At 70.1% G+C, this 12,827-nt stretch carries 10 protein-coding genes; 4 read left to right on the top strand and 6 right to left on the bottom strand.

Going from position 1 to position 12,827, the window contains the following annotated elements; all coding sequences use genetic code 11:
- Window positions 1-15: 15 nt before the first annotated feature.
- Window positions 16-1,755, bottom strand: a complete 1,740-nt coding sequence (locus tag ACQZ13_RS20420; RefSeq protein WP_431047597.1) for an alpha-amylase family glycosyl hydrolase — start codon at window positions 1,753-1,755, stop codon at window positions 16-18.
- Between the two features lie 228 nt (window positions 1,756-1,983).
- Here ACQZ13_RS20420 and ACQZ13_RS20415 point away from each other — a divergent pair, with 228 nt between their 5' ends.
- Window positions 1,984-4,842, top strand: coding sequence for an alpha-1,6-glucosidase domain-containing protein (locus ACQZ13_RS20415; protein ID WP_431047595.1), 2,859 nt, complete (start codon window positions 1,984-1,986; stop codon window positions 4,840-4,842).
- 174 nt (window positions 4,843-5,016) lie between these two features.
- Window positions 5,017-6,252, top strand: coding sequence for a tetratricopeptide repeat protein (locus ACQZ13_RS20410; RefSeq protein ID WP_431047593.1), 1,236 nt, complete (start codon window positions 5,017-5,019; stop codon window positions 6,250-6,252).
- 18 nt (window positions 6,253-6,270) lie between these two features.
- Here ACQZ13_RS20410 and ACQZ13_RS20405 read toward each other — a convergent pair whose 3' ends face one another.
- From ACQZ13_RS20405 to ACQZ13_RS20395, 3 genes are read right to left on the bottom strand one after another with little or no spacing between them, the layout of a single operon-like run.
- Window positions 6,271-6,612, bottom strand: a complete 342-nt coding sequence (locus ACQZ13_RS20405) for a YkgJ family cysteine cluster protein (RefSeq protein WP_431047591.1) — start codon at window positions 6,610-6,612, stop codon at window positions 6,271-6,273.
- Between the two features lie 5 nt (window positions 6,613-6,617).
- The gene (locus ACQZ13_RS20400) at window positions 6,618-8,150 is read right to left on the bottom strand and encodes a protein kinase domain-containing protein (RefSeq protein WP_431047589.1); all 1,533 of its coding nucleotides are present in this window, start codon (window positions 8,148-8,150) and stop codon (window positions 6,618-6,620) included.
- A gap of 4 nt (window positions 8,151-8,154) precedes the next feature.
- Window positions 8,155-8,913 carry a metallophosphoesterase family protein gene (locus tag ACQZ13_RS20395; protein WP_088405389.1) on the bottom strand — a complete coding sequence of 253 codons (759 nt, stop codon included), beginning with the start codon at window positions 8,911-8,913 and terminating at the stop codon, window positions 8,155-8,157.
- Between the two features lie 281 nt (window positions 8,914-9,194).
- Here ACQZ13_RS20395 and ACQZ13_RS20390 point away from each other — a divergent pair, with 281 nt between their 5' ends.
- Entirely contained in the window at window positions 9,195-10,013 is an 819-nt protein-coding gene (locus ACQZ13_RS20390) for a transporter substrate-binding domain-containing protein (RefSeq protein ID WP_431047587.1), read from the top strand.
- 73 nt (window positions 10,014-10,086) lie between these two features.
- Here the strand turns inward: ACQZ13_RS20390 and argF are convergent, their stop codons facing one another.
- Both argF and ACQZ13_RS20380 read right to left on the bottom strand, forming a co-directional pair.
- Window positions 10,087-11,049 carry an ornithine carbamoyltransferase gene (gene argF, locus ACQZ13_RS20385; protein WP_431047585.1) on the bottom strand — a complete coding sequence of 321 codons (963 nt, stop codon included), beginning with the start codon at window positions 11,047-11,049 and terminating at the stop codon, window positions 10,087-10,089.
- On the bottom strand, window positions 11,046-12,263 hold the full coding sequence (locus tag ACQZ13_RS20380) for an aspartate aminotransferase family protein (RefSeq protein WP_431047583.1): 1,218 nt from the start codon (window positions 12,261-12,263) through the stop codon (window positions 11,046-11,048). Before ACQZ13_RS20380 ends, argF begins: the two co-directional genes overlap by 4 nt.
- 205 nt (window positions 12,264-12,468) lie before the next feature.
- Between ACQZ13_RS20380 and ACQZ13_RS20375 the strand changes: the two genes are divergently transcribed.
- The gene (locus tag ACQZ13_RS20375; RefSeq protein WP_431047581.1) at window positions 12,469-12,804 is read left to right on the top strand and encodes a DUF3579 domain-containing protein; all 336 of its coding nucleotides are present in this window, start codon (window positions 12,469-12,471) and stop codon (window positions 12,802-12,804) included.
- Window positions 12,805-12,827: the final 23 nt, after the last annotated feature.

The following is a 12,827-nucleotide window of genomic DNA, read 5'->3' as shown; positions in this document are numbered from 1 at the left end:
CATCGTGCACGCCCTTCAGCGAACGCGGAAGACCTGCACGGACAGGGGCGGGGAACTGAGCGTCACCTGTCCGCGAGCATCCGCTTTCGCCGTAGTCGCCGAGGTCGCCGCGGACGACGTGCGCAGCGGCTGTCGCGGGTACAGCGGACGCAGGCCTGCCTTTGCCGGCAGGCCGGGCAACGAGACCTCGACAGCATCGCGGCCGTAGTTGATGACGACTAGCACGCGTTGGCCCTGGTAGGCGCGCTGGAAGCTCAACACCTGACCCTGCGCGAGCGGCGCCTCGTAGTGGCCGCGCGCGATGGCCGGCTGGCTGTTGCGCAGCGCCAGCATCGCCTTGTAGAAGTTCAGCAGCGAGCCCGGATCGGCGGCCTGCGCCTGCGCGTTGTGCGTGGCGATGTTCGGCGAGGCAGGACGGAACGGCGTGCCCGTCGAGAAACCGGCGGATGTCGCGCTCCAGCTCATGGGCGCGCGCAGCGGCGCGTCGCCCGGCAGTCCGGCGACGCCGGCCTGGCCGATCTCCTCGCCGTAGTAGATGAACGGCGTGCCGGGCAGCAGCAGATAGGTCGCGGCGGCGAGCTTGTAGCGCGCCTCGTCGCCCTCGAACTGGTCCCACGCACGCTTGCCGGCGAAGATGTCGTGATTGCTCAGCATCGTGGCCATGGCGGTCGGCGCTTCGGTGAAGAAGCGCGCGACCTTGGCCACCGCCTCGGTCGAGCCCTCGCCGCCCTTGGCCGCGTCGATCACCGCGCGCTCCAGCCCGAACGCGAACGCGCTGCCGCAGATGTCGTCGCGGGTGTAGACCTTGGGCTCGGCCGTCGCCTCGCAGACGACGAAACGATGCGGGTAGCGCTTGATCAGCCGCGTGAACTCGCCGGTCAGCGCGCGGCTCTCCGGCTGGTCGTTCCAGTCCTTCGCGCTGTTCTCGATGAGATGCGGCACGGCGTCCAGCCGGTAGCCGTCCAGCCCGCGGTTGAGCCAGAAGCGCAGGCTGTCCGCGTGGTACTTCACCACCGCCGGGTTGCGCATGTTGTAGTCCGGCATGTGCGGCCCGAACACCGCGAAGTAACGCGGCGATCCGGCCGGCGACCGCGCGGTCGATTCCGGCTTGGGCGGCGCGCTGGCGCCTTCGGGAAGATCCGGGACTTCCTCGCCCGGCAGGTACCAGGGCGTCTTGCCCCAGATGTCCCAGCCCTTCAGCCCGGCCAAGGGCTGCGAGGTCCACACGAACCAGTCGCGCCAGGGGCTCGCCGGATCCGCCTCCGCCGCGCGGAACAACGGATGCTCGCGCGCGCTGTGGTTGATGACGTAATCCATGACCACGCCGATGCCGCGCTGGTGAGCTTCGCGGATCAACTCGTCGAAGTCAGCCAGCGTGCCGTACTGCGGCTCGATCGCGCGGTAGTCCGTCGTCGCGTAGCCGTGGTCGCGGTCGGCGCTCGCGGTGATCGGCATCAGCCAGATGCCCTTCACGCCGAGGTCCTTCAGGTAGTCCAGCCGCTGCGTCACGCCGCGCAGGTCCCCGATGCCGTCGCCGTCGCTGTCCTGGAAGCCGCGCACGAAGATCTCGATGAACGCGCCGTGCTGCCAGCCCTCGGGCAGCGTGCTGCGTCCGCGCACTTCCTTCACCGGCGAGAGGTCGACCGGCGACGCGGCAGCGGCAGGCGCCGCGTGCACCGTCGGGCTCGACAGTCCGGCGGCCAGCGCGGCGGCCAGCACCGTTGCTGCGCTGATGGCGGTGGGGCGACGCGTCATCTCTGGGTCTCCTGATCTTGTTGTCTGATCTGTAGCAAAAGTACAGATTTTAGTGACGCTTGAAAGAATCTCGAAAGCGTCGCCGCGCCGAAGCATAGAAGGTATGACCTATGAAGGGAAGTCCTGATCCTCCTGGTATGTAGTTTTGCTACCATCTAAAACACATCGCCGGTACACGCGCCAAGAAGCGCGGTGCTGGCGTCAGAACAACACCTCGATGGAGATCCGATGGGCGTGCGCTCGACCTTGTCCCCTGCCTGGCCGCTTCTGGCGGCATGGATGCTGAGCGGCGTGGCCGGGATGCCGTTGGCGATGGCGGCGGTCGATCCGTCGCTCGCCGCCTGCGACGTCGGGCCGGTGACGGTGCTCACGCCCCAGGCGTCGACGTTGGCGACGCCAACGGTGACTGCGACGGCGACAGCGACGGCGACGTCAGCCGCGCCGCAGCCCGTGTGGCTCGATGCGCGCCGTCTGCGGTGGCCGGGCTTGTCGCTGGTCGCCGGCGAGGTCGTCCGCTGGCATCACTCGACGTCGGGCGGATTGGCCTTGGTCGACGGACGTGTGAGCGGCAGCGACCGCAGCCTCACGCTCCGGACGGTCGACGCCACGCGCGAGCCGTTGAGCGCGGAGACGGCCGCCCAAGCCGCCTACCTGGGCGCCGGCGCGGAGTTCGCGTTGGAGGCGGACGTCGATCCCGCGACGATGCCGCGGGGGCAGGCCTTGATCGCGGTCGAAGACGCGCAGGGGCGCGTGCTGCGCTGGAGTCCGTCGCAGACGGCGCGTGCGCTCGATGCGATCTTTGCCGCCGCCGAAGCCGAGACGGCGCTCGGGGTGACGGTGACGACTAAGGGCGCCGCCTTCAAGCTGTGGGCGCCGACGGCCGATCGCGTCGAGCTCTGCGCCTACGACGGCCCCGACAGCGCCGCCCGCGCGCGCCTCCCGCTGTCGCGCGACGACCGCACGGGGATCTGGAGCGTCGACACGGCGAGCGGGCCTGCCGTGTCCGCGGCTTCCGGCGCTACGGCCGTGCGCAGCGGCGCGTACTACCGCTACCTCGTCGAACTCTTCGTGCCGGGCGTCGGCCGCGTGCGCAACCTCGTGACCGATCCGTATTCCGTGAGCCTGTCGGCGGACTCGGCGCGCAGCTACGTCGCCGACCTGTCCGAGCCGCGTCTGCAGCCGCGCGGTTGGTCGAGCAGTCGCATCCCCGACCGTGTGAAGACGCCGACCGACATGGTCGTCTACGAGTTGCACGTGCGGGACTTCTCCCGCGACGACCGCAGCGTGCCTGCCGCGCAGCGCGGCAAGTACCTGGCCTTCACGCAGTCCGGCTCGGCCGGCATGCGCCATCTGCGCGCGCTCAGCCGTGCGGGTCTGACGGACGTGCACCTGCTGCCGGTCTTCGACCTGGCCACCGTGCCGGAGCGCGGCTGCGTGATCCCGAGCGTGCCCAAGGCCGCGCCCGGCAGCGACGCGCAGCAGGCGGCCGTCATGGCCGTCGCCGACAAGGACTGCTTCAACTGGGGCTACGACCCCTTCCACTACAGCGCGCCCGAGGGCAGCTTCGCCAGCGACGCCAACGACGGCGCGGTCCGCGTGCGCGAGCTGCGCGCGATGGTGATGGGCCTGCACGCGGCCGGACTGCGCGTGGGCATGGACGTGGTCTACAACCACACGACCGCGTCGGGTCAGCATCCGCATTCGGTGCTGGACCGCATCGTGCCGGGCTACTACCAGCGTCTGGACGCGCTGGGCCGCGTCGAGCGCTCCACCTGCTGCGACAACACCGCCACCGAGCACCGCATGATGGGCAAGCTGCTCGTCGACTCGGTGGTGTTGTGGGCGCGGGAATACAAGATCGCGTCCTTCCGCTTCGACCTGATGGGCCACCAGCCGCGCGCGGTGATGGAACAGCTGCAGGCGCGTCTGAAGCGCGAGCTGGGCCGCGAAGTGCAACTGATCGGCGAGGGCTGGAACTTCGGCGAGGTCGCCAACGGCGCGCGCTTCGTGCAGGCCTCGCAGTTGTCGCTGAACGGCACCGGCATCGGCACCTTCAGCGATCGCGGCCGCGATGCGGTGCGCGGCGGTGCGGCGGGCGACGATGCGGCCACGTCGGCGCGTCGGCCCGGCTTCATCGTGCCTGCGGACGCCGCAGTCGACGGCCGCGCAGGGAACGCCGCACGCCGCGAGGAACTGCTGCGTCAGGGCGACCTGCTCAAGCTCGCGATGGCGGGCACGCTGCGCGGCTTCGAGCTGGAGACTGTCGACGGCCGCCGCGTCGCCGGCGACAAGCTGCCCTACGGCGACCAGCCGGCGGGCTACGCGTCGGTGCCGGCGGAGGTCGTCAACTACGTCGAGAACCACGACAACCAGACGCTGTTCGACGCGCTCGTGCTGAAGCTGCCGCGCCACACCAGCGCCGACGACCGCGCCCGCACGCAGGCCGTGGCGCTCGGCATCAACGCGCTGAGCCAGGGCGTCGCCTACTTCCACGCCGGCGGCGAGCTGCTGCGTTCCAAGTCGATGGACCGCAACAGCTATGACTCCGGCGACTGGTTCAACCGCCTGGACTGGACCGGCCGCGACAACGGCTTCGGCGCCGGGCTGCCGCCGGCGCGCGACAGCGGGTCGGACTACGCGCTGCTGCGACCGCTGCTGGCCGATGCCGCGATCAAACCCGGCCCGGCGCAGATCGACTGGACGCGGCGCGTGTTCCTCGACCAGCTGCGCATCCGCGCGAGCACGCCGCTGTTCCGTCTCGCCGATCCGGAAGAGATCCGGCGCCGGCTGGTCTTCCACAACACCGGCCCGGACCAGCAGGCGGGCGTGATCGTCGGCCGGCTCGACGGCGCGGGGCGTGCGGACGCGGTCTTCGAGCGTGTGCTGTACGTCGTCAACGCGAGCGCCGGGGAGGCCGCGCTGACGCTGCCCGCCGAAGCCGGCTTCGCGTGGCGCCTGCATCCGGTACAGCGCGCCGCCGGCGCGGCGGATGCGCGGGTGCGAACCGAGGCACGCATCGACGCCGCCCAAGGCGCATTCCGGGTGCCGGCGCGCAGCGTGGCGGTGTTCGTCGTCGAGCGGCGTTGAGCCTGAGGCGGCGCGCCGCGCATCCCGGGCGTGACGTGCGCCACCGCGCTGACGCTTCGCCGGACGGCTTTCAAGCCCGGGATCACCCCATCCGTCGCACGGGCCCGCACGTGCCGCGCGGCGGAGTAGCATGACTCGTCAGCGGCCCTGTCAGAGGTCGCATCGGAGACGGTCATGGGAACGATCCAGGTTGTCCACTCGGTCCGCCAGGCGTTGATGCTGGGCGCGACGATGTTGTCCGCGCTGGCCTTCACGGGATGCGCCACGGCGCCCGAGGTCCCCGTGACCAGCGCCGACACGGCGCCGCTGATCCACGACGAGCTGTTCGCGCCGTCGCGCGACGTGATCGATCCGGAGCGGGTCATGGCGATCACGCCGAAGATGCGCGAGTTCATCCGCGCGCGGATCCCGAACGCGACCGGCTCCGCGCTGGTGATGGACACGCGCGACCTGCGCCACCTGCTGCTGGACGCGCTCTACAACCGCAACGAGCTGCAGCTCGAGTACGACGCCGAGACCACGCGCACCGCCGCCGAAGCCTTCGACGCCAAGGCCGGCAACTGCCTGTCGCTGGCGATGATGACGGCGGTGTTCGCGCGCGAGATGGGGCTGCCCTTCGTCTTCCGCCAGATCTACGACGAGGAGCAGTGGAGCCGCGTCGGCGACCTGCAGGTCGTTTCCGGTCACGTCAACATCGCGCTGGGCCGGCGGCGGACGGATTTCCGCGTGGTGGGCAACGACGAGCCCTCGCTGGTGGTGGACTTCCTGCCCGGCGCGCAGATCCAGCGCCAGCGCGCGATGCCGGTGGACGAACGCATGATCGTCGCGATGTACATGAACAACCGGGCCGCGGAACTGATGGCGCAGGCCCAGATCGACCGCGCCTACTGGTGGGCCCGCGCGGCCTGGCTGCACGATCCGCGGCTGCTGACGGCGCTCAACACGCTGGGCGTGATCTACCGCCGCCACGGCGACACGGCGCTCGCGGAACGGGCCTTCCGCTTCGTGCTGGCGCGCGAGCCGGCCAACGTGCAGTCCATGGCCAACCTGGCCCAGGCGCTGCGCCTGCAGGGGCAGCTCGCCGAGGCGCAGAAGTACGAGGCGCAGCTGGCGCTGCTGCAGCCGTATCCGCCGTTCAAGTTCTTCGACCTCGGCATCGCCGCGATGAAGGCGGGCGAGTACGCCAAGGCGCGCGACCTCTTCGCCAAGGAGATCGACCGCTCGGCCTACTACCACGAGTTCCACTTCTGGATGGCCCTGGCCAACGTGGGCCTGGGCAAGTGGGACGTCGTGCGCACCGAGCTGGCGAAGGCCGAGGAATACAGCGTCACCGCGCCGCAGCGGCAGCTCTATGCGGCCAAGCTGGAGAGTTTGAAGGCCAAGATGCAGCCGGCCAAGGTGATGCGCTAGCGCGCCACCGTCGAGGGTTCAGGCGCTCAGCGGCGGCAGTCCGTGGCGCGCGCGGGCACGCGCGCAGGCGTCGTCGCCGATGCCCAACGGCGCGCGCATGCCGAAGTCGCGGCACGGCGACGGCCGCCATTCGTAGATGCCACAGCCGGCACGCTCGCCGACCTTGCCCTGCAGGGCGGCGCAACGTGGCCGCGCGTGGTCGGTGCCGCGCATGCGGCAGGTGGAGTCCGTGACCTCCACCGTCAAGCCGTCCGGCACCGTGCCACCTTCGCTCAGCAGTTCCTGGCGCGAGAAGTCGACGCGGAAACTCGCGCAGCAGGCACCGCAGCGGGTGCAGGGGTTGTCGGCGAAGGCGGACATGGCGGTCAGTTCGACGCCGACGGGCTGATCAGCGTGCTGTCGGGCGGCGGCGGGTCGTCGGGCAGCACGGGTTCGCGTACGACGGTGACGGTGCAGGCGCACTGCGAGACGACCTGCGCCGACACGCTGCCCAGGTAGCGCCGCATCATCGAGTTGGCGCGCGCGCCCATCACGACGTGGTCGACGCCGGTCTTGGCGGCGAACTCGATCAGGGCGTCGGCGGCGTCCGGCGCCTCCAGCACGTGGAAGGTCAGGCGGCCGTCCTCGAGCGCCAGTTCCCGCGTCATCGGGTGCGCCCAGTTCTTCAGCGCGATCAGCTGCTGCACGTGATGGCTGCGGCCCTGCGCGTCGGTCAGCTCGTCCATGCCGATGCGGTTGGTCTTCATCACGCCGACGCACGCGAGCCGCGCGCCGGGTTCGGTCTGCATCAGGCGGCGCACGACCTCGCGCAGCTCTTCGAGCAGCGTCGGCGTCGCGCCCAGCACGTCCACCGCGGCCATGATCACCGGGCTGCGCGCCACCTGCGCCCCGACCGAGGCGGGCGCTTGCGGTTCCTCGCCCATCGCCAGGAACCAGCGCTTGAAGCGCCGCACCATGCCGCTGCGCTGCAGCTTGTGCGCGCGCGCCGTCAGCGGTACCGCGTCGGGGCGCTGCAGGTCCAGCGCGAGCTGCGCGGCGCTCTGGTAGCGGCGCTCGGCGCGGACCTCCAGGCAGTGCAGCACGATCTCCTGGAACCACGGCGGCAGCTCGGGCCGGATCGCGCGCGGCGGGATCGGGTCGACGTAGAGTCGGCGCCGCAGCTGCCGCACCGAGGTCGGCTGGCCGAAGGGCCGCTCGCCGGTGGAGAGGTGGTACAGCATGACGCCCAGCGCGAAGAGGTCGCTGCGCGGGTCGTTGCGGACGAACTGGACCTGCTCCGGCGACATGTACGGGCCGGTGCCCATGGGCAGGGAGAACTCCTCCTCCAGCAGGTCGGGCAGGAAGTCGTGCCGCGACAGGCCGAAGTCGACCAGCACCACGGTGCCGTCGGGCCGCAGCAGGATGTTGCTGGGCTTGATGTCGAGGTGGACCAGGTGCTGGCGGTGCAGGTCGGTGAGCGCGTGCGCGACCTGGATGCCGATCTCCACGACCTCCACCAGCGGCAGCGGGGCCAGGTCCAGGCGCGGACGCAGGCTTTCGGCCTCGATGCGCTCCATGACGATGTAGGCCTGCCGGCGCCAGTCGCCGCGCGCGACGAAACGCGGCACGTGCGGTCCCTTGAGCGCGGGCATGATCATCTGCTCGACCTCGAAGCCGACGATGCTGGCCGGGTCCTCGCCGCCCTTGATGCGGGGCACCTTCATGATCAGCGGGAAGTCTTCCGCCGGATGCGCGGGATCCGCCGGATCCTGTCGCCGCACCTGCCACAGGTTGGCCATGCCGCCCTGGTGCAGCCTCGCCTCGAGCACGAAACCGTCCAGCACCTGGCCGGGTTGCAGCGGCGAGGTGATCGGGACCGGGACTGATGTTGAAGCGTGCGTCGAGTGGGCGTCGTTCATCGATTCATCGGCCGGCGACGAGCCGTTGCGCGAGACGGTCCGCGAGGCCGGCGGGCAGGCCGGGTGCGGCGCGCAGCGCGGCGGCGGCGGCTTCGACATCGTAGGGCACGCGCTGGAAGCTGAGTTCCTCGCTGTCGTGATCGAACAAGGCGTAGGCGGCGGCCGGGTTGCCGTCGCGCGGCTGGCCGCAGGCGCCGGGGATCACGAGCCACTGCCGGTTGGGCAGCAGGGGGATCGGCACGCCGGGCTGCGGCTTGAAGTCGCCCGCCTTGCCGGTGCCGGAGAGGTGGTACAGCATCGGCTCGTGCATGTGGCCGCAGAAGGTATAGCGGCACTCGGTCGCGTGCAGGCTGCGCATCGCCTCCAGGCGCCCCTGCACGTAGGCGAAGCCGGTCGGGTCGAACGCGTTGGCGTGGACGTAGAGGCAGTCCTCCTCTTCCTCCGACATCGGCAGCGAGGCCAGAAAGGCCAACTGGTCGTCGGTGAGTCTCGCGCGGGTCCAGGTGATGGCGGCGCGGGCGTCCTCGTTCATCGTGGGGCGGGGCCCCTGCGTCACGCCGAGGTCGTGGTTGCCGGCGACGGCGATCGCGCCTTCCGCGCGCAGCGCCCGCACCTGATCGACCACCCAGCCGGGATCGCTGCCGTAGCCGACATAGTCGCCCAGGAGTGCGAAATGCCGCGCGCCCTGCCGCCGGGCATGGTCGAGGACGGCCTCGAAGGCCTGGCGGTTGGCGTGCAGGTCGGAGATCAGTGCGGTCTTCATGGCAACAGGCGGATGCGAACGGCAAGGATGCCACGCGCGGCTGACGTCAACCTTCGCAAGTTGGCGAGGGGCGGACGGCGGACGCCCCGAAGCGCGTCCTCGCCCCCCCCCGAAGCGGAGGGGCTCGTCCCCTCCGGATGGGTGAGGAAGGGGGCAGTCGCGGGTTTGACGCGTTGTGGCGGGCCGGGGCTTTGCTAATCTGGCCGGCGACACGGGACGCCAGGAGGCGATGTGACGAGCGCGCACCGCCGCCGGCAGTTCCGGCATGGGAGAGAAAAAAGATGAAGACGTTGGAAATCGGGGCGCTGGCGCTGGGCCTGCTGCTGGCCGCGACGGCCGCGCGGGCGGATTGCTCGCGGCCGATCCGGGTGCCGCTGGCGCCGATCGGCATGAGCGTGGTGACCTCCGGCGGCGAGGTCAGCGGGGTCTATCCGGACCTGCTGCGCAAGGTCGCGGCGGAGACCGGCTGCCAGTTCGATTTCGGCGTCGTGCCGCGGGCGCGGGTCGAGGCGATGTACGCCGGCGGCGGCGCGGACCTGCTGGTGCCGGCGACGCGGACCACGCAGCGCGACCTGCACGGCGACTTCATCCCGATGATGAAGGCGCGGGCGATGCTGATCTCGATCTCGTCGGACCGCGCGACGGTCGACAGCCTGGCCGAGCTCGGCGAACGGCGCGAGCTGCGCGTGGTCGTGGTGCGCGGCTTCGATTACGGCGAGCCCTACCAGCAGCTGCTGACGACGCTGAAGGCGCAACGCCGGCTGGTGGTGGAGGCCGACGTGGCGGCGGTGGTGCGCGCGCTGGAGCGCAACCTGGCGGACGTGACGGTGATGGCGCCGTCCATCCTCGCGGGCACCTTGCTGCAGGACTCGAAGACGCGGCCGCTGCTGGACCGGCTGCGGCTGGAGCCGATGTCGGAGCTCGGCTGGACGGACAGCGGGATCTACCTGTCGCGGCACCTGCCGGCGAAGGACCGCGAGGTGCTGAGCGACGCGCTGGAGCGGAACTCGCGCTCCGGCGCCGTCTGGAAGACGCTGCAGAAACATTACCCGGCCGGGTCCTACGAGGACGGCCTGAAGGCGATCGTGGCGCCGAGGTAGCGCCACCGAGCCTGAGGAAAGAACAAGGCCCGCACTCGGCGGGCCTTGTCACTTCAGGGGCGGGGCAGGGCGCTCAGCCGATGCGTCCGAGCAGCAGGTACTCCATCAGCGCCTTCTGCACGTGCATGCGGTTCTCGGCCTCGTCCCAGACGACCGATTGCGGACCGTCGATGACGTCGGCCGCGACCTCTTCGCCGCGGTGCGCCGGCAGGCAGTGCATGAACAGCGCATCCGGCTTGGCCTGCGCCATCATGTCCTTGTCCACGCACCAGTCCGCGAACGCCGTGCGACGCGCTTCGTTCTCGGCCTCGTAGCCCATGCTGGTCCAGACGTCCGTGGTCACCAGGTCCGCGCCGCGGCACGCTTCCTTCGGGTCCTTGAAGACCTTGTAGCAGCGCGTGTCCTTGATGCCTGCGACCGCCGGGTCGATCTCGTAGCCGCTGGGCGTGCTGACGTGCACGGTGAAGCCCAGGATCTCCGCCGCCTGCAGCCACGTGTTGGCCATGTTGTTGCCGTCGCCGACCCAGGCCACCACGCGTCCTTTCAGGCAGTCCATGTCGATCGCGCCGCGTCGGTCCATGCCGCGCTGCTCGATGAACGTGAACAGGTCCGCCAGGATCTGGCACGGGTGGTACTCGTTGGTCAGCCCGTTGATCACCGGCACCCGCGAGTGCGCCGCGAAGCGCTCCAGCTTGGTCTGCTCGTAGGTGCGGATCATCACGATGTCGACCATGCGGCTGATCACGCGCGCGCTGTCCTCGATCGGCTCGGCCCGGCCCAGCTGGCTGTCGCCGGTGGTCAGGTGCACCACCGAGCCGCCCATCTGGTACATGCCCGCCTCGAAGCTCACGCGGGTCCGCGTCGACGCCTTCTCGAAGATCATCGCCAGCGTGCGGTCCTGCAGCGGCTGGTATTTCTCGTAGTTCTTGAAGCGTCGCTTGATCGTCGCCGCCCGTTCGAACAGGTGGGTGTACTCCTCCGCGCGCAGGTCCTTGAACTGCAGGTAGTGACGCATGAGCGTGTTCCCCGGTTTCATGGCGCGGGCGCGGCCAGGAAGGCCTTCACCAGCGGCACCAGGCGCGCGGCGATCTCCGCCGCTTCCGCGCTCGTGAGGACCAGCGGCGGCACCAGGCGGACGACCTTGTCGGCGGTCACGCTCAGCAGCAGGCCGGCTTCCATCGCCTGCGTCAGCAGCACGCCGCAGGGACGGTCCAGCTCGATGCCGATCATCAGGCCGTGGCCGCGGACTTCGACGAGGCCGGACTCGCCCGCCAGGCCGTGCTCGATCGCGGCCTTCAGCTCGGCGCCCACGGTCGCGGCGTTGGCCAGCAGGCCGTCCTCCTCCATGACCGCCAGCGTCTCGACGCCCGCGCGCATGGCCAGCGGATTGCCGCCGAAGGTCGTGCCGTGGTTGCCCGGTCCGAAGACCTTGGCGGCCTTGTCGCCGCACACCACCGCGCCGATCGGCACGCCCGAGCCCAGGCCCTTGGCCAGCGGCATCACGTCCGGCACGATGCCGGCCCACTGGTGCGCGAACCACTTGCCGGTGCGGCCGATGCCGCATTGCACCTCGTCCAGCATCAGCAGCAGATCGTGCTCGTCGCACAGCTTGCGCAGGGCCTTCAGGAAGTCGATGTGCGCCGGGTTGATGCCGCCTTCGCCCTGGATGGTTTCCAGGAAGATCGCGGTCACGTTCGGATGTTCGGCGACGGCCTTGCGGATCGCCTCGATGTCGTTCAGCGGCACGCGGACGAAGCCCGGCACCAGCGGACCGAAGCCCGCCTGCACCTTGGGGTTGCCGGTCGCCGACAGCGTCGCGATCGAGCGGCCGTGGAAGGCCTTCTCGAACACGATGACCTCGGGGTTGTCGTTGCCGCGGTCATGACCGTACTTGCGTGCGATCTTGAGCGCGGCCTCGTTGGCTTCCAGGCCGGAATTGCAGAAGAAGGCGTTGGTCAGCCCCGACAGCGCGCAGAGCTTGGCCGCGAGCTGCTCCTGCAGCGGGACGTGGTAGTAGTTGCTCGTGTGGATGAGCTTGCCCACCTGGTCCCGCAGCGCCGCCACCAGCCTCGGATGGTTGTGTCCGAGCGTGTTGACGGCGATCCCGCCGAGGCCGTCCAGGTATCGTCGGCCGGCCGTATCCCAGACCCAGACGCCTTCGCCGTGCGACAGGGCGATCGGCAGGCGGCCGTAGGTGTGCATCACGTGGGGTTCGGTCGGTGCGGCGAACGAGGAGTCCGGGGCGTTCATCAAGTCTCCAAACAGGGGAGGGGTTGGGGGAGCAAATGATTCTACGGGTCGACCCCGGCGGGCGAGGAGATTCCTCCTGCACAGGCATGCAAGCCCTCCTGACCAGCAGGGTGGTCTGCGGGGCGAGCAGAAGCCCACGTGTGCTGCGGCGCAACACATCCAAGGCACAATAGCGGTTTTGCCGGGACGCGTGAGACCGTAGCCAATGACTGAGCAGCCCAAGCCGCGAGAAGTGTTCATCCAGGGGATCACCACGGATGGCCGCACCTTCCGCCCGAGCGACTGGGCCGAACGTCTGGCTGGCGCGATGTCCTGCTTCCGGCCCGGCGGCACCCGCAGCGGGCGCGACGCCTACCTCGGCTACTCCCCCTACTGCGTGCCCCGCGTCATCGACGGGGTCAAGTGCGTCATCGTCAACGAGGCGCTGAAGTCCGTCGAACCGATGGCCTGGGAGTTCGTCATGAACTTCGCCCGCGACAACAAGCTGCAGGTCGTCGACGCCTGCCTGCTGCCCGACGGGCGCGAGGCCGGCAAGACCTGAGCATCCCGGCCCGATCGGGCCAT

The sequence above is a fragment of the Roseateles sp. L2-2 genome (genome assembly GCF_050613215.1).
Taxonomy (GTDB): Bacteria; Pseudomonadota; Gammaproteobacteria; order Burkholderiales; family Burkholderiaceae_C; genus Roseateles; species Roseateles noduli.
The sequence above is the reverse complement of the archived record's forward strand: the minus strand, read 5'-3'. Positions and strand labels throughout refer to the sequence as shown.

Excerpts from the sequence above, each read along its gene's own strand:
- ACQZ13_RS20420 (WP_431047597.1), bottom strand. The coding sequence starts at position 1,755 with ATGACGCGTCGCCCCACCGCCATCAGCGCAGCAACGGTGCTGGCCGCC.
- ACQZ13_RS20405 (WP_431047591.1), bottom strand. The coding sequence starts at position 6,612 with ATGTCCGCCTTCGCCGACAACCCCTGCACCCGCTGCGGTGCCTGCTGC.
- ACQZ13_RS20380 (WP_431047583.1), bottom strand. The coding sequence starts at position 12,263 with ATGAACGCCCCGGACTCCTCGTTCGCCGCACCGACCGAACCCCACGTG.
- ACQZ13_RS20390 (WP_431047587.1), top strand. The coding sequence starts at position 9,195 with ATGAAGACGTTGGAAATCGGGGCGCTGGCGCTGGGCCTGCTGCTGGCC.
- argF (WP_431047585.1), bottom strand. The coding sequence starts at position 11,049 with ATGAAACCGGGGAACACGCTCATGCGTCACTACCTGCAGTTCAAGGAC.
- ACQZ13_RS20415 (WP_431047595.1), top strand. The coding sequence starts at position 1,984 with ATGGGCGTGCGCTCGACCTTGTCCCCTGCCTGGCCGCTTCTGGCGGCA.
- ACQZ13_RS20375 (WP_431047581.1), top strand. The coding sequence starts at position 12,469 with ATGACTGAGCAGCCCAAGCCGCGAGAAGTGTTCATCCAGGGGATCACC.
- ACQZ13_RS20410 (WP_431047593.1), top strand. The coding sequence starts at position 5,017 with ATGGGAACGATCCAGGTTGTCCACTCGGTCCGCCAGGCGTTGATGCTG.
- ACQZ13_RS20400 (WP_431047589.1), bottom strand. The coding sequence starts at position 8,150 with ATGAACGACGCCCACTCGACGCACGCTTCAACATCAGTCCCGGTCCCG.
- ACQZ13_RS20395 (WP_088405389.1), bottom strand. The coding sequence starts at position 8,913 with ATGAAGACCGCACTGATCTCCGACCTGCACGCCAACCGCCAGGCCTTC.